Source organism: Mesorhizobium sp. WSM1386 (genome assembly GCF_055901595.1).
This window is the reverse complement of sequence record NZ_CM148373.1, coordinates 306,337-323,033: the sequence shown is the minus strand read 5'-3', so window position 1 is coordinate 323,033 and position 16,697 is coordinate 306,337. Positions and strand designations below refer to the sequence as shown.

Here is a 16,697-nt window from a genome sequence, read left to right as displayed (position 1 = left end):
GCCATGAACGCCAACTTCGCGTCCTTCCTCTACCTCGTTTCCGGCGTCCTGTTCATCATGGCGCTGCGCGGCCTGTCGCATCCGACCACCAGCCGCCAGGGCAATCTCTACGGCATGATCGGCATGGGCATCGCCATCGCCACCACGCTGGCGCTGGCAACCCCATCCGCCCCGCGCTTTGGCCTGATCGTGCTTGGCCTCGCCATTGGCGGCGGCGTCGGCGCCGTCACCGCGCGCCGCATCGCCATGACCTCGATGCCGCAGCTGGTCGCCGCCTTTCACTCGCTGGTCGGCCTCGCCGCCGTCATGGTGGCGGCAGCCGCCATCTACGCGCCGGAAAGCTTCGGCATCGGCACGGCGGGCGACATCCATGCCCAGGCGCTGATCGAGATGAGCCTTGGCGTCGCCATCGGCGCCATCACCTTCACCGGCTCCGTCATCGCCTTCCTCAAGCTCGACGGTCGCATGTCGGGCAAGCCGATAATGATCGGCGGTCGCCACTTCATCAACGCCGCGCTCGGCGTGGCGCTGATCGTGCTGATCGTCCTGCTCGTCACCACCGAGTCAAAACTGGTGTTCTGGCTGATCGTCGCTGCCTCGCTGGTGCTCGGCATCCTGTTGATCATCCCGATCGGCGGCGCCGACATGCCGGTGGTCGTCTCGATGCTGAATTCCTATTCAGGCTGGGCGGCGGCCGCACTCGGCTTCACGCTCGGCAATCTGGCGCTGATCATCACCGGCGCGCTGGTCGGCTCGTCCGGTGCGATCCTGTCCTACATCATGTGCAAGGGCATGAACCGCAGCTTCATCTCGGTCATTCTCGGCGGCTTCGGCGGCGAGACGACTGCTGCCGCCGATGACGGCATCGAGCGCACGGTCAAGCAGGGCTCAGCCGACGATGCGGCCTATCTGATGATGAATGCACAGAAGGTCATCATCGTGCCGGGCTACGGCATGGCGGTCGCCCAGGCGCAGCACGCGCTGCGCGAAATGGCCGACAAGCTCAAGGCCAATGGCGTCGACGTCAAGTACGCCATCCATCCGGTCGCGGGCCGCATGCCTGGCCACATGAACGTGCTGCTCGCCGAAGCCAACGTGCCCTATGACGAGGTGTTCGAACTCGAGGACATCAACTCCGAATTCGCGCAGGCCGACGTCGCCTATGTCATCGGCGCCAACGATGTCACCAACCCGTCCGCGCGCGACGACAAGTCCTCGCCGATTTACGGCATGCCGATCCTCGACGTCGACAAGGCGCGCACCTGCCTGTTCGTCAAGCGCTCGCTCGGCTCGGGCTATGCAGGCATCGACAACACGCTGTTCTACAAGGACGGCACCATGATGCTGCTCGGCGACGCCAAGAAGATGACCGAGGAAATCGTCAAGGCCATGGATCACTGATCCGGCCGGCAGAAATCTCGACGCAAAGAGCCCGGTTTCAAAGCCGGGCTCTTCTCGTTTCCATGGACGATTGCGTTCAGGGGTTCGCGAGAAATACCGCTTCGTCATCGTCGCGCTGCCTGCCACCAAGCGCCGCGGCGGCACTGGCGATGAAGGCGCCGATGACGAGTGACAGGGCGCCGAGCAGGGCGAAAGTCGCGCTTGCTTTTCGGGCTGTGTCGGCCGCCTGCTGTGCCTTGACCTTGGCAGCCTGCGCCTTGGCCAGGACAGCATCGACACGCGTTTTGGCGTCCGCCTCGGAGAGGCCGGTGCGCGCGGCCACCAGTTGCGACAGGTATGTCTTGTCCTCCGCGGATACTTCACCCGCGACGGCACCGGCGATCAGGATGCGCGAGGCCTGCCCCGCCGCGGCGGCCTGATCGCCGGGGTTGCCGGTGGCGAGCTTGGCCGGATCGGCCGGCCGGAACAGCGAATCCACCAGATAGGAGGTCGCATTGTCGGCCGATGCCGATGCGTTGCTGGCATTGGCGGAGGCGCCCGCCGACGCTCCCATGGCGGCGCCCGAAGCCACATTGGATGCTGCCTGCACGCCCGTTCCAATCGCTGCCGAAAGTGCCGAGCCAAGCACGCCTATGACGAGCAAGGTGGCCAATGCCCAAGCGAGGAAGCCGTGAGCGGTGTCACGGAAATAGACTTCGTCGGTGTGGATGCCGACCCATTTGGTGCGCAGCCGGCCCGCCAGATAGCCGCCGACACCCGACGATAACCACTGCACGACGACCAGCCAGATCGCAGTCGATACGGCGAAACTGGTCGCCGAGAGGCCAGAGCCCGACCAGGGTGAAACCATCGTTAGCCCAAGCCCGGAGCCGAGCAGCATGAGGATGAAGGTCAGCGTCGAGGCCGCGAAGGCACCGGCGATGATCGGTCCCCAGCTGACAGCCGTGGAGGATGATTCCGTTGCAGTCGATACGCCGACAGCCGATAGGGTGGAGGACTGCATGGAGGCCTCCTATCGCATGAAAAGCATGAGGAGAATGATGATCGGAATCGGAACTCCGAGCAGCCACAGTAGAATGCCGCGTCCCATGAAAGCCTCCTGTAAGAAATTGTGATCGACACTGTCACAATGTCTTTGAAGGCCTTCTGTTCCGGCAGCTCCTCAATGATTTTGATTGTGCAAGCCGACATTGGCGGGCCCTGGGGCACGCCAATGTCTCAAAAAAGCTTGCCGAGACCTCAAATATCGAGATTGGCGACCGACAGCGCATTGTCCTGGATGAACTCGCGCCGCGGCTCGACCTCGTCGCCCATCAGCCGCGAGAACAGCGAGTCCGCGTCGGTGGCATCATTGACCTTGACCTGCAGCAGCGAGCGCACATTCGGGTCGAGCGTGGTTTCCCAGAGCTGCTCGGCGTTCATCTCGCCGAGACCCTTGTAGCGCTGCATGGTCAGCCCCTTGCGGCCGGTCGCAAAGACGGCGTTGAGCAGCGCCAGCGGCCCCGACACGGTTTCGGACACATCCTTGCGGCGCAGCACCGGCGGCGTCCCATAGACCTCGCTGAGGCGCTGTGCGTAGCGGTCGAGCTGGCGGGCGTCGGCCGAATTGATCAGTGCCATGTCGAGATGGGCGTATTCCTTGACGCTGCGCACGGTGCGCTCGAACACATAGCCGCCGATCCCTTCGTTCGACGTCGACATCCGCCCCGTCCAGCCGCGCTCGGTATCCTCGGCTATGATGTCGAGACGTTGTGCGACCCGCTCCGCCATTGCGTTGGCACGACCGAGGTCGGCAAAGACGTCGGGGTTGAGCCCGCCGGCGATCGCGGCCTGTTCCACCACGCCCCTGTTGTAGCGCGTGTGCAAGCCGTTGATGAGCTGGCGCACGGCCAGCGCATCGTCGATGGCGCTGCGCAGGTCCTGCCCGGCCCGAACCTCGCCGGAGCCCAGCGCAAGCGAGGCTTCCTCGATCCCGGAGCCGATCAGGAATTCCTCGAAGGCGCTCTCGTTCTTGATGTATTGCGAGCTCTTGCCGCGCGTCACCTTGTAGAGCGGCGGCTGGGCTATGTAGAGGTGGCCGCGCTCGATCAGTTCCGGCATCTGCCGGAAGAAGAAGGTCAACAGCAAGGTCCTGATATGGGCACCGTCGACGTCGGCGTCGGTCATCAGGATGATCTTGTGGTAGCGCAATTTGTCGGCATTGAACTCGTCCTTGCCGATCGAGGTGCCGAGCGCGGTGATCAGCGTGCCGATCATGTCGGAGCCGAGCATGCGGTCGAAGCGTGCCCGCTCGACATTGAGGATCTTGCCGCGCAAGGGAAGGATCGCCTGGTTCTGCCGCGAACGGCCGCCCTTGGCCGAGCCGCCGGCGGAATCACCCTCGACGATGAAGATTTCGGACTTCGCCGGGTCGCGTTCCTGGCAGTCGGCCAGCTTGCCGGGCAGGGACGTGACGCCGAGCGAGCTCTTGCGGGTGATGTCGCGCGCCTTGCGCGCGGCTTCGCGCGCCGCCGCGGCCTGGATCACCTTGTCGATGACCACCTTGCCCTCGGTCGGGTGCTCTTCCAGCCAGGTGCCGAGCGCCTCGTTGACCAGCCCTTCGACCACCGGACGGACTTCCGACGAGACCAGCTTGTCCTTGGTCTGCGACGAGAATTTCGGGTCGGGAACCTTGACCGACAGCACCGCCGTCAGGCCTTCGCGGCAATCGTCGCCGATCAGCGAGACCTTTTCCTTCTTGGTCAGGCCCGAGGAGTCGCCGTAGCCGGTGATCTGGCGCGTCAGCGCGCCACGGAAGCCGGCCAGGTGGGTGCCGCCATCGCGCTGCGGGATGTTGTTGGTGAAGGCCAGGACGTTCTCGTGGTAGCTGTCGTTCCACCACATCGCTACTTCGACGGTAATGCCGTCGCGCTCGGCCTTGATGGCGATCGGTTTGTCGATCAGCGGTTTCTTGACCCGGTCGAGATATTTGACGAACTCTTCGAGGCCGCCATCGTAATGCAGTTCATGCCGCAACACGTCGGCATGGCGGGCATCGGTCAAGACGATGCGCACGCCGGAATTGAGGAAGGCGAGTTCGCGCAGCCGGTGTTCCAGCGTGCCGAAGTCGAATTCGACCATGGTGAAAGTCTCGGCCGACGGAAAAAAGGTGATCTCCGAGCCGCTGCGCCCCTCATAGGTGCCCGGCTGCTTGTCCTGTTCATAAGCGCCGGTCACTTTCAGCGGCGCGTCCGCATTGCCATGCGTGAAGCTCATCTCGAAGATCTGGCCATTGCGGCGGATTTTGAGCTTCAGCCATGCCGAAAGGGCGTTCACCACGGACACGCCCACACCATGCAGGCCGCCCGACACCTTGTAGGAATTCTGGTCGAACTTGCCGCCCGCATGCAGCTGCGTCATGATCACTTCGGCGGCCGAAATGCCTTCGCCGGTGTGGATATCGGTCGGAATGCCGCGGCCATTGTCGATAACCGTCACCGAACCATCGGGGTTGAGCGTCACCGTGACCAGGTCGGCGTGACCGGCCAGGGCCTCGTCGATGGCGTTGTCGACCACCTCATAGACCATGTGATGCAGGCCTGAACCGTCGTCGGTGTCGCCGATATACATGCCGGGGCGTTTGCGGACGGCGTCCAACCCCTTCAAAACCTTGATGGAATCGGCGCCGTATTCGGCTTCAGCGCCGTTGGTGTTCTCGATCTGGTCGCTCATGAAAACCTGTTGTCTAGATGCCGCTTGTACAGCGCGAAAAATCGGCCCCGAATCGCGCCTCTGCTATGCACAAGATATAGGCGCTAAAGGCGGTTTTTCCAAGGTTTGCAGGCATTTCCGGCCCAAATGCCCAGCCGGCAGCCAGCTATTTTTTTCGGGCGCCGAATTTAGCGAGAAGCCCGCGCAGATATTTGATCGTGGGTTTGTCCCTGGGCGCCAGCCGGCCCGTGCGATCGAGCTCCAGCGTCAGGTTCAGCGCCTTGGTCAGCACCGCCTTCGGATCCTTGGCCACATACGCATAGTTGATGTAGGCCTGCACCAGGTCAAATTGCCAGATCGCATTGTTCGGGTCGGACCGGGCCAATTGCTGGCGAATGCCAAGGCTGGCTTCGAAGGCTTTCTTGGAGGCCTCGAAGTGGCGCTGCTTGGTCTCCAGCATACCGATTTCCGACAGGGTGATCGACAGATCGCGTTGCCAGTCGGAATTGCCTGGGTCGAGCTTCGCCAGCCGGTCGGCAATGGCAAGGCTGTCCTGGTAGTTTTGCAGTGCCTCGCTGGTATTGCCTTGGGCGTCGAGCACGCCGGCAACCTTCTCCAGGCAGACCGACAGGTCGCGCTGCCACTCGGTGTTGGCGGGGTCACCAGCGGCAAGGTCACGCGCCACGGCCAGTGCTTGCCGGTAGGAAGCCAGTGCCGCCGGCCAGTTCTCCTGGTCGTTGAGCGCGTTGCCGATTTTGGCGTAACTGATCGACAGGTCGCGCTTCAAGTCGGTATCGTTGGGGTCGCGGCGCACCAGGTCCTCGGCGATTGCCTGGCTCTTGCTGTAGGCCAGGAGCGCACCGGCGGCGTCGCCGCGTTGGCGCAGCACGTCACCGATCCGCTCCTGGCTGACTGCGACAGTGCGCTGGCGCTCTGGGTCATCGGGTTTGTTCCCCGCCAGCACCAGCCGAATTCTCAGGCTCTCTTCAAAGGCCGTCTGGGCATCGTCCAACTGGCCGGCGGTGCGGGCAAGGTCGCCGATCTCGTCATAGCTTATGGTCAGGTCGCGCAGCCGATAGGCGCTGTCCGGCTCGGCATCGGCCAATTTCTGCTTAATCGACAGGCTCTCTCGATAGGCTTGGGCCGCCGCGCCCACATCGCCTTGCGTCGCCAGCACATTGCCGATCTTGTCATTGGCCATGGCAAGATCACCGAGCCAGTCCTTCTTGTCCGGCATGCTTGCGGTCAGCGCCTGCAGCATGCCCCTGGCCGCCTCATAGTTTTCCAGCGAGGTCGGCAGGTCGCCTTGCGCCATTTTTGTGTTGGCGAGCTTGATGTGGCTGATGGCGAGATCCCGCTTGACGCTGGGATCGGCTTCCTGACGCGACCGCTGCTCGAGATCGCCCAACAGGGCGGTGAAGGCGCGGCCGGCCGCCTCGACATTGCCGACCGTCGTATAGAGCTGACCGAGTTCCTCCAGCGTGCGGCTCTGACGGTCGGCCTGTTCCAGGTTGAGAGCGGTCTGCCCAGCTTCGCCATACAGCGACAGCACCGTTTCATAGCCCTTGATGGCCGCCGTATAGTTGAGATCGGCGCGCGCGGCACCCGCCGACAAGAACAGTGTTGCGGCCTGCGACAGCGTGCGGTCGACGAAATTCGCCTTCAGCGCCTTGCGCGACACCTCGTCGACAGCGACCGCTTCGGCGAGCTTCGCCTGGGCCGCGCCGAAGGCGCCCAGGGCCAGCTGCTCCTCGGCCTGGCGGCGCAGTTCGGTCACCCGCGGATCGTCGGCAGCCAGCGTCTTCATCTCGGCGCGCACCTTGACGAAGGCATCGGCCGCCTCGCGCAGCCGGGCGTTCAGGCTGTCCGCCGACAGGTGGCTGGTGTCGGCGCTGATCAGCGCGCCATAAAGCGGCGCCAGCGGCATGTCGGCATCGCTGGCGATCTGCTCGACCTGGCCGCGCATTTCCGGCGTCACGTCGGCCATGGCCAGCAGCAGGCGTTCGCGCTCCGGCAACTGTTCCTTGGCGGTGGCGGCGAAGAACAGCTTCGGCAGGCCGCTCTCGACATAGGGCAGCTGCTTGCCGCGCGACAGGTCGTAGACTTCCTGCTGCACCAGTGTCAGCACGGAGCGGATTTCGAGCCCATCGGTGCCAAGATATTTGGTCAGCGCCGTGGTGAAGGGCGAGTTCTGGCCGGTTCCGTCGGCGGCCGTCTCGCCGGGCGCGGCCGAAAAAGCAAACAGGACGTTTTCCGCCCGGCCAACGCGCCCGAGGCCCGGCTTGACCTTGTCCGCGACATCCTTTGCCAGGGCGGTGGCGCCGCGTCCTTCGCCACTGCTCCCCGAGAACGGATCGCTGCGGCAGGCATCGAGCACGATCAGCCCGACCTTGGCCGTGGCGGCGACCGCGTCGCGCACCTCTTCCAGCGGCAGGCTGGTCTTGTCCAGCGCGTCGAGCGAGGACGCGTCGGCATCGACCGGCAGCAGCCGGTTGTCGCCTGAAATCTCGACGCCATGGCCGGAGAAATAGACCAGCGCCACGTCGGCACCCTTGGCGTCTTCGCGAAAATCATCGAGTGCGCGCCGCATGCGCCGCAGATCCCGGTTGGTTTCGAGCACGACCTCGAAACCGAGCTTCTTCAGCGCCGCTTCCATCGCCTCGCCATCATGAACGGGATTGGCGAGCGGCCGGACCAGCCGGTAGTCGTCGTCGGCCATGACCAGCGCCACGCGCCGCTCGGCCACCGCCGTGGCGGTGGTCGCGAGCATCAGCAGCAAGGCAAACAGCAAACGCAAGTGGAACCGCCCCCCGGCTCGGTCGTTTGCCGACCATTCCACCTCTTTATCGCGCGGGCAAGCCGGCTCGAACCGGCTCGTTCAGGCCGCGCGCATCGGCTTCAGTGCCTCGCTCCAGCGCGACAGCTCGTCCAGCATGGTCTTGGCTCCGCCAGCCACCTGCTCGCTGGCGTTGAAAGCGCGGTTTTCGTCGAGCAGCTTCTGGTACATCGGCAGCGCGACGCCTTCGGGGATAGGCATGATTCCGACCGATGTCAGCAACGGCTTCAGCGCCTGCGCCGCGCGCAGACCACCGGAGACGCCGCCATAGCTGAAAATGGCGGCGGGTTTGTATTTCCATTCCCGCGCGAGGTAATCGATCGCGTTGACGATCGCCGGCGCGACGAAATAATTGTACTCCGGCGCCACGAACACAAACGCGTCGGCGGCGTCGGTCGCCTTCGACCAGGCCTTGGTGTGGTCGTTCTGGTAGTTGCCAAGTCTCGGATGATGCGGCTCGTCCAGCATCGGCAGGTGGAACGCAGCGATATCGGTCAGCACCGGCTCGAACTTTCCATGCTCGCGCGCGAACGCCTCCAGCCACTCGGCAAAAACCAGGCCGGCGCGCCCGGGCCGCGTGCTGCCGATGATGATGTTCAGGTGATGTTTCAAGGCGGGCTCCTTCGATTGGCGGTATCCGTTGGTGACGGTCCCTACGGCAGAGCGCAGCGACGGACAAGGCGGGAGCCTGCGCCCGGCGGTCACGATCGGATGAACAAACCGTCTGCTTTCGCTTCTCGTGCTGGCCTGGTTCGTCCTGCCGTTCGGCCACATGGACGCCCGCATCGCCAGTCACTACATTGAGGGCAACAGCGGAGCACTTCATGGACACGCAGCCCGCCCCATTCGTTCCGCCCGCGCCGAAGCCGCGCACGTCGCCGCCTTCGACGCTGGAGATGATCCGCATCGTCTACCGCAACCCGCTCGAACTGTGGGGCGAGCAGACCTACAACGAACCCTGGATTTCGGCCAACGGCGCGGGCGGGCCGCTGGTCATCGCCAACGACCCCGGTCTTATCCGCCATGTGCTGGTCGACAATGCCAGGAACTACAAGATGGCGACGGTGCGCCAGAAGATCCTGCGCCCGATCCTGCGCGATGGCCTGCTGACCGCCGAGGGCGAGGTCTGGAAGCGGTCGCGCAAGGCGATGGCGCCGGTGTTCACCCCGCGCCACATTTTCGGCTTCGCCCAGCCGATGCTGAAGCGCACGCGCGAGTTCGCCACCCGCTACGAGGCGGGCGGCACGTCCGATATCGCCCATGACATGACGCTGCTCACCTACGACATCCTGGCCGAGACGCTGTTTTCCGGCGAGATCGCTGGCGAGCAGGGCAGTTTCGCCAATGAGATCGATCGTCTGTTCGAGACCATGGGCCGTGTCGATCCGCTCGACCTGTTGCGCGCGCCCGACTGGCTGCCGCGGCTCACCCGCATCCGTGGCCGCAAGACCATGGCCTACTTCCGCAAGATCGTCACCGACACGGTCAATATGCGCGAAGAGAAGGTCAGGCGCGTTCCCGATGCCGTGCCGCAGGATTTCCTGACGCTCCTGCTCAAGGCCGAGGGGCCAGAGGGGCTGACGCGGGCCGAGGTCGAGGACAACATCATCACCTTCATTGGCGCCGGCCATGAGACCACGGCGCGCGCACTCGGCTGGACGCTTTATTGCCTGGCGGAATCGCCATGGGAGCGCAACAGGGTCGAACAGGAGATCGATCACGTGCTGGCGCGCGAAGCCGATCCGACGAAGTGGCTGGACGCCATGCCGTTGACGCGCGCCGCCTTCGAGGAGGCGCTCCGGCTCTATCCGCCGGCGCCATCCATCAACCGTGAGCCGATCGTGCCGGAGATGTGGAAGGATCTTTACATCCCCAAGCACGCGGCCGTGCTGGTCATGCCATGGGTCGTTCACCGCCACCGCAAGCTTTGGGACAGGCCCGATGCCTTCCTGCCGGAGCGCTTTCGCCCGGGAAACCGCGAAAAGATCGACCGCTTCCAGTATCTGCCGTTCGGCGCGGGGCCGCGCGTCTGCATCGGCGCCAGCTTCGCCATGCAGGAGGCGATCATCGCGCTCGCCATCCTGCTATCGCGCTTCCGCTTCGACGTGACCGCTGAAACGAAGCCCTGGCCGGTGCAGAAACTCACCACGCAGCCGCAAGGTGGCTTGCCCATGCAGGTCACGCCCCGCTAGGCGTGCCAATAGTCAGGTGGTGCCGGCCTGACCTTTGGATCGGTTGCGGCAGTTTATGCCGCGGGCTTGCGCTGCTGGAACTGGCCGGCGGCGCGGAAGCGCCAGAGATAGCTGGGCAGGACCGTCGCGATCGATTGCGGCTGGATGCCCAGCCCGGTGAGTGTCCGGTTGGCCTTGGCCGCCGCGTCGGAAACGATGTTGTGCTCGCGCAGCTGCCTCACCTGGTCCTTGGTCAGCAGCGGATTGGGCAACAGTCCGAGGATAGAGGCCTGGATGTTGGCCACCCACCACGGCACCGGCACCAGCAGGCGTTTGCGCTCGATCACCTCGAGCAGCTCTTCCATGCATTCCTTGAAGGTGAGCACCTGGGGGCCGCCAAGCTCGTAGATCTGGCCGCCATCGATCTTGCCGTCGACCGAGCGCGCCACCGCTTCGGCGACATCGCCGACATAGACCGGCTGGAGCTTGTTGTTGCCGCCGCCGATCAGCGGCAGCACCGGTGAATAGCGCGCCATATTGGCGAAGCGGTTGAAGAAGGAGTCCTCAGGCCCGAAATTGATTGATGGCCGGAAGATCACGGCATCCGCGATCGTCTCCAGCACGGCCTTTTCGCCAAGCGCCTTGGTGCGCGCGTAATCCGATTGGGAGTTCGGATCGGCGCCAATCGCCGAAATATGGGTGAGGCCGGCGCCGACGGAGCGCGCCGCTTCGGCCACCGCGCGGGCGCCGAACTCGTGCACGGCGGAGAATTTCTGCCGGCCGCTCTCATGCAGGACGGCGACCAGGTTGATGACGTGATCGGCGCCTTGGACGGCGCGGTCCACCGACCAGCGCACCCGCACATTGGCCTGTACCGGCTGGATCTGGCCGACATTGCCGAGTGGCTGCAAATGGCCTGCAAGGTCAGGCCGCCTGCAGGCGACCCGGATGCGATAGCCGCGCTTGGCCAGCGCGCGCACGACATGGCGGCCGACAAAGCCGGACCCGCCAAACACGACGACGAGCTTCGGGGTCTGCAGGATTTCGGTCATGGCGGGCTCCGGCGCACGTTCCAGATGGCTTGGCTGAAGCCGTTTCATAGTCCGTTTTGCGCCAAAGGCAAAGGGTGACGCTACGTCGCTGTCACCCTTGTCTCCGAGCAATTCCAGGAAAAGTGCAAGGCGGTTCTTCCTTGGGAATTGCGTCAGGACAAAAACACCTCAGAACGCCTTGCCGATGCGGGTGTCGACGCAGAAAACCCCGCCGAAGCGGGGTTTTCCGGATGACATCCATGCGAAGCCAGGGGCCGACGGAGCGGCCTGACCTGAGACGGTATCAGGAGGGCGTGAAGCAAGTACGCCCACCCCAGCCCTGAACATCCGACATGGTGCCACCAACCTTCTTGCAGGCCGCGACGAAATCGGCGCTGCAATTGGCGAATTTGGCGTGGCCGTTCTTGCAGTAGTGGTCCTCGGTGGCGCCGCCGCTCGGGGCGGTGATGACGCCGGGCGTGGACGGTTTCACCGGAGCGGCCTTCAATGTAGCTGCCTGGGTGGCGCCCATGAACGAGCCGAGAAGAAGGACCGCGGTGAGCATGGTGATCTTGGTGTTGGTCATGGCAATTTTCCTTTTGATTTCGGTTGGGTTTTCCGAGGCGCGAAGGGACATCCTCCGCGTGAAGCAGGCTTTCGCTTTCGGTTTGCTGTTTCCCCCGGTTTGGATCGGGCAAGCTCGCCTTGCCCTGGACAAAGCTGGGTGTTTGCAACGCGCAAAAAGGTTCAGCAGCGCGCAGGAAAAAACGCACCGTGCCGCGCCGTGCGCCAGCGGCCTTCAGTTAAGTCACGGAAACGGTTAGCTATTCAGGCCGAATAGCGTTCGGCGAATTCGGAAATGCGCTGCACGACCGCCTTCGGCGCGGTGATGCCGCGTGCCTGCGCCTTCTCGGCCGCCTCTGCCCGGGCGCGGCCAGGCACATGCACACCATAGCGGCGGCGCAGCCGGTCGAGCTGGTCCTTCATGCGCTGCTCGAAATCCGGATCGAGCAGCTTGGGTTCGACGGCAAGCACGAACAGGCCGGTTCCGGGACTGTCCGGGCCGCCGCTGAACCATGGCGCGTCGAGCGACCAGTTGGCACCCGACAGGCCGGCTGCCAGCACTTCGACCATCAGCGCGATGTTGGCGCCGCGCTGGCCGCCGAAGGCAAGCATGGCGCCCTTCATGGCGGCCGCCGGATCGGTGGTCGGGTTGCCGCTCTCGTCCAGCGCCCAGCCTTCGGGAATCTTCTTGCCGTCCTCGGCCGCCTTGCGGATGTTGACGAAAGCGGTGGCGCTCGACGACTGGTCGATGACCAACGGCGCGCCGTCGGCGGCAGGGGCGGCGAACGACATCGGGTTGGTGCAATAGACCGGCTTGACCGAGCCGGAGCCGGCCAGAACGGCCGGGCCATTGGTGGCGGCGAACGACACCAGCCCTTGCGCCGCCAGCCGGCCGGTGAAGTAGCCGAGCGCGCCGCATGTATAGGCGTTCTTCTGCGAGAAGATGGCGACGCCGAACAGCCTTGCCGCCTTGGCGAGGTCGTCGATGGTGCGGTCGAAACCGGTATGCGCCAGCCCGCCGCGCGCGTCGGAGAGATAGACCGCCAGCGCCGGCCTCGTGATCACCGGATCGGCATTTCCGTCGATGCGGCCGGCCTCGAGCGCTTCGAGATAGTCGATGAAATGCGTGAGCCCGACGCTCGAAAGCCCTTCCGCCTCGGCCGATATGATCGAGGCGGTGAGCGATTGCGCCGCTTCCTCATTGGCCCCGGCGCCGAGTGCCGCCATCCGGCACAGTCCTCTTGCCTGGTCGAGACTGAGTTGCATCGTAGCTGCCTTTAAGTGGATAGGGAGTGGTGGGTAGTGAATAGAGGATGCGGCGAGCCGCTTCCACTCACTATTCGCTACTCACTCCTCACGAGAGCAATTCCAGGAAAAGTGTGACACGGTTTTCCGTCCGGAATTGCGTAAAAACAAGAGATAGAGCGGTTCGCCGTTTCCGTGAAACGGTGAAATGCTCTAGCCGATCTTGTTCGGGATGCGCGCCTCTATCCTGCCGAAGGCGAACACCAGGATACCGGTGATCGTCATGTAGATCAGCGCCAGCAGCAGCAAGGGTTCGTAGGTGAGGTAGGTGTCCTGCCGCACCTTGGACGAAACGGCGAAGATATCGATGACGCTGATCGTCGCCACCAGCGGCGTCGATTTCAATTGCAGCACGGTCTCGCCCGTCAGTGTCGGCAGCGCCCTGTAGAAGGCCTGCGGCAGCCAGATGCGCCGAAAGATTTTCCAGCGGCTCATGCCAAAGGCGCGAGCCGCCTCCAATTGTCCCTTGGGCACGCCGGCAAAGGCACCGCGCATCACCTCGCCCTCGTAACCGGCGAACGACAGGGTCAGCGCCAGCACGCCATAAGGCCAGGCTTGCCGCAGATATGGCCACATCCACGATTCACGGATCCACGGATATTGGGGAAACAGCGAACCCAGACCGTAATAGAGCAGCCACAGCTGGATCAGCAGCGGTGTTCCCCGGATCACCGTACAGAAGGCCTTGGCTGGTGCCGCGAACCAGAACGAGCCGGTGGCCTGCGCCAGCCCGAGCGGCACGGCGAACAGGAAGCCCAGCACGCAAGTGACGGCCAGGATCCACAGCGAGCGCCAGATGCCGATCAATCCCATTTCCCAATATTGCGGCAGCCAATCCCAGCGCATGAAAAACACCGCCGACAGCACCAGCGCCAGAGCGATCAGGATCAGCACGATGCGGTGCGGCTGCAGCCACAGCGATGTTCGCGCGACAACGTTGATGATGGCCGCTTCGTTCCCCATCAGCGTGTTTCCTTGAGGGAAGGCATGCCGCGCCGCGACCATGCCTCGACGCGGCCGATGAGGAAATTGGAAATCAGCGACAGCAGCAGGTAGAGAACGGCTGCGGCGAAAAAGAAGGTGAAATAGGCTTTGGTGACACCTGCGGCCTGCCGCGTCGCCAACGCCAGTTCGTAGAACCCGACGACCGCCAGCAGGGCGGTGTCCTTGGTGGCGATCAGCCAGAGATTGGCGAGGCCCGGTATGGCAAACGGCAGCATGGCCGGCAGCGTTATGCGCCGCAGCATCAGCCCGGGAGACATTCCGTAGGCACGGGCGGCTTCGATCTGGCCCTGCGGAATAGCCAGGATCGCTCCGCGTATCACCTCGGTCGAATAGGCGCCCTGGACGAAGCCGAGCACGGCGATGCCGGCGGCAAGGCCACTGATGTCGATGCGCTGATAGCCGATTGCCGTCAGCGCCTGGTTGATCAGATCGGTTCCGGCATAATAGAGCAGCAGGATCAGCACCAGTTCGGGCACCGCACGCACGATGGTGGTGTAAACCGCCAGGAGATCGCGTACCACCGGGCCGCCATAAAGCTTGCCGAAGGCGCCGCCAGTGCCGATCAAAAGGCCGAGGCAGGTGGCCCCGAGCGCGATCTCGATCGAATGCAGGAGTCCGAACAGAAGCGTTCCGCCCCAGCCTGGCGGATAGGGCGAGAGCAGTTCGATGATGCCGGCCGCGGAGGCCGAAAAAAATGCGTCGATCAGCGTCGCCCCCGAATTGCTGGCGTCAGCCGCTGTCAATTCTCGTCAGCGGCAAGCGTGCCTGGACAGGTTTCGGCGAAACCGCACGGCGTGATGCCGTGCGGCTGTTGCTCATGCCTTGGCGATGTCAGTTCGACTGCGGGTCGTCACCATAGACATCGAAGTCGAAGTATTTCTTGGTGATCTCGGCATATTTGCCGTTCGCGCGGATGGCTTTGATGCCGGCGTTGATCTTGTCCTTCAGCTCGGTGTCTTCCTTGCGGAGGCCGGCGCCGACGCCAGGTCCAAGGACCTCGAGATCAGGAGCCACGTTGCCCTTCATGTCGCAGCACGCCTTGCCCTGATCAGATTTCAGAAACTCGCCAAGCGCGATGGCATCGGCTTGCACCGCGTCGACGCGGCCGGCGGCGAGATCCTGGTTGGCTTCGTCCTGGGTCTGGTATTCCTTGATCTCGGAAGCCGTGGCGCCGAAGTGCTTCTTGGCGTAAACGGCATGCACGGTCGACACCTGGACGCCGACCACCTTGCCCTTGAGGTCTTCAGGCGTGGCGCCGAACTTCTGGTCCTTCGGTCCGATGATGGCGGTCGGCGTGTTGTAGTACTTGTCCGAGAAGGCGATCGTCTTCTCGCGCTCGGCGGTGATCGACATCGAAGCGGCGATCAGATCGATCTTCTTGGTCGTCAGCGCCGGGATGATACCGTCCCAGGCGACCGGGGTGATGACACAGTCGAGTTTCTCCTCGGCGCAAACGGCGTCGATGAATTCGATCTCCCAGCCGACCCACTTGCCCGAGGCATCCGGCGAGGCGAAGGGCGGATAGGGTTCGGCGGCGACGCCGACCTTCACCGGATCGGCCTTGGCCACGCCCATGGCCGCGACGCCGAGCAGCAGCGCCGCGGCGAATGTCTTTAGAACAGTCTTCATTTCAAACTCCCAGTTTGTTGTTGGTTCCCGGTTTTCTTCCGTCCCGGCCTGTCCCTAGCCGATGTTGCGGATGAACTGCTTGAGCCTTTCGGATTTCGGTGCGCCGAAGATCTGCTCCGGCGGGCCTTCTTCCTCGACCAGCCCGTTGTAGAGATAGACGACGTGGGTCGCGACCTCGCGGGCGAACTTCATCTCGTGGGTGACCAGCACCATGGTGCGGCCTTCGCGCGCCAGGTCGCCGATCACCTTCAGCACCTCGCCGACCAGTTCGGGGTCGAGCGCCGAGGTCGGCTCGTCGAACAGCATGACGCGCGGATTGATGGCAAGCGCGCGAGCGATCGCGGCGCGCTGCTGCTGGCCGCCTGAAAGATAGGCCGGATAGACATCGCGCTTTTCGGCAAGCCCGACGCGCGCCAGCAATTTCTCGGCCTGGGCGATAGCCTCGTCGCGCTTGACGCCGAGCACATGCACCGGAACCTCGATGACGTTCTCGATCAGCGTCATGTGGCTCCAGAGATTGAAATTCTGGAACACCATGCCGAGCTTGGAGCGGATGCGCTCGATCTGCTTGCGGTCCGCCGGAACGGTGTGGCCATAGCTGTCGGCCCTGAGCTTGATCTCCTCGCCATTGACGCGGATGATGCCGCTGGTTGGATTTTCCAGGCAGTTGATGCAGCGCAGCAGTGTCGATTTGCCCGAGCCCGAGCCGCCGATGATGGCGATCACCTCGCCGTCGCGCGCCGAGAGCGACACGCCCTTCAGCACGTGCAGTTCGCCGAATTTCTTGTGCAGGTTCTCGACGTGGATGGCTTCGGCGGCGCCGTCCTGCACCTTGCCGGATTGGACTGTGGCAGCTTCCACCACGGTCACTGGGTGACCTCTGTAGGGTCGGCGGTTCGTCGAACGTCTATCCGGCTAATCAACATATACGCTGTACTGCCCACTCCAGACTTCAGCATGGACCCTACGGCGAGAGCCCGTCAATCCTGCTCATTACGGCACTTGCGAGCTTGTTGTGCAAGTGTATAAATAGCCTTCCATGAAATTTTTTCGATTTTTTTCAGC

General features: G+C 63.7%; 13 protein-coding genes. 2 read left to right on the top strand and 11 right to left on the bottom strand.

Translation table 11 applies throughout. From position 1 onward, the window contains the following. Positions 1–3: 3 nt before the first annotated feature. Complete coding sequence (locus tag AC0NIH_RS01485) at positions 4–1,401, top strand: NAD(P)(+) transhydrogenase (Re/Si-specific) subunit beta (protein WP_023775892.1); 1,398 nt, start codon at positions 4–6, stop codon at positions 1,399–1,401. A 76-nt stretch (positions 1,402–1,477) separates the two neighbouring features. On the opposite strand, the gene AC0NIH_RS01480 is transcribed toward AC0NIH_RS01485, so the two are convergent. The 4 genes from AC0NIH_RS01480 to AC0NIH_RS01465 all read right to left on the bottom strand — a co-directional run bounded on the left by AC0NIH_RS01480 (position 1,478) and on the right by AC0NIH_RS01465 (position 8,539). After that, positions 1,478–2,404, bottom strand: a complete 927-nt coding sequence (locus AC0NIH_RS01480) for a hypothetical protein (RefSeq protein WP_473466146.1) — start codon at positions 2,402–2,404, stop codon at positions 1,478–1,480. Positions 2,405–2,640: 236 nt separating this feature from the next. After that, positions 2,641–5,112, bottom strand: a complete 2,472-nt coding sequence (gene gyrB / locus AC0NIH_RS01475; RefSeq protein WP_023767456.1) for a DNA topoisomerase (ATP-hydrolyzing) subunit B — start codon at positions 5,110–5,112, stop codon at positions 2,641–2,643. A gap of 145 nt (positions 5,113–5,257) precedes the next feature. After that, complete coding sequence (locus AC0NIH_RS01470; RefSeq protein WP_473466149.1) at positions 5,258–7,888, bottom strand: caspase family protein; 2,631 nt, start codon at positions 7,886–7,888, stop codon at positions 5,258–5,260. 81 nt (positions 7,889–7,969) lie between these two features. Further along, complete coding sequence (locus tag AC0NIH_RS01465; RefSeq protein ID WP_473466151.1) at positions 7,970–8,539, bottom strand: NADPH-dependent FMN reductase; 570 nt, start codon at positions 8,537–8,539, stop codon at positions 7,970–7,972. 212 nt (positions 8,540–8,751) lie between these two features. Between AC0NIH_RS01465 and AC0NIH_RS01460 the strand changes: the two genes are divergently transcribed. Beyond that, entirely contained in the window at positions 8,752–10,119 is a 1,368-nt protein-coding gene (locus tag AC0NIH_RS01460; protein ID WP_473466153.1) for a cytochrome P450, read from the top strand. A gap of 53 nt (positions 10,120–10,172) precedes the next feature. Here the strand turns inward: AC0NIH_RS01460 and AC0NIH_RS01455 are convergent, their stop codons facing one another. The 7 genes from AC0NIH_RS01455 to AC0NIH_RS01425 form a co-directional block, all read right to left on the bottom strand. After that, entirely contained in the window at positions 10,173–11,150 is a 978-nt protein-coding gene (locus AC0NIH_RS01455) for a complex I NDUFA9 subunit family protein (RefSeq protein WP_473466156.1), read from the bottom strand. 283 nt (positions 11,151–11,433) lie between these two features. After that, on the bottom strand, positions 11,434–11,715 hold the full coding sequence (locus tag AC0NIH_RS01450; protein ID WP_013891547.1) for a hypothetical protein: 282 nt from the start codon (positions 11,713–11,715) through the stop codon (positions 11,434–11,436). 242 nt (positions 11,716–11,957) lie between these two features. Then, a complete protein-coding gene (locus AC0NIH_RS01445) occupies positions 11,958–12,959 on the bottom strand; it encodes an Ldh family oxidoreductase (protein WP_140570568.1) in 1,002 nt (333 codons plus the stop codon). A 192-nt stretch (positions 12,960–13,151) separates the two neighbouring features. Further along, a complete protein-coding gene (locus tag AC0NIH_RS01440) occupies positions 13,152–13,961 on the bottom strand; it encodes an ABC transporter permease (RefSeq protein ID WP_473466159.1) in 810 nt (269 codons plus the stop codon). Then, entirely contained in the window at positions 13,961–14,626 is a 666-nt protein-coding gene (locus tag AC0NIH_RS01435) for an ABC transporter permease (RefSeq protein WP_473466330.1), read from the bottom strand. The genes AC0NIH_RS01440 and AC0NIH_RS01435 overlap by 1 nt, the downstream gene beginning before the upstream one ends. 208 nt (positions 14,627–14,834) lie before the next feature. Then, a complete protein-coding gene (locus tag AC0NIH_RS01430; protein WP_023767465.1) occupies positions 14,835–15,632 on the bottom strand; it encodes a transporter substrate-binding domain-containing protein in 798 nt (265 codons plus the stop codon). A 54-nt stretch (positions 15,633–15,686) separates the two neighbouring features. After that, positions 15,687–16,502 carry an ABC transporter ATP-binding protein gene (locus tag AC0NIH_RS01425; RefSeq protein ID WP_013891542.1) on the bottom strand — a complete coding sequence of 272 codons (816 nt, stop codon included), beginning with the start codon at positions 16,500–16,502 and terminating at the stop codon, positions 15,687–15,689. Positions 16,503–16,697: the final 195 nt, after the last annotated feature.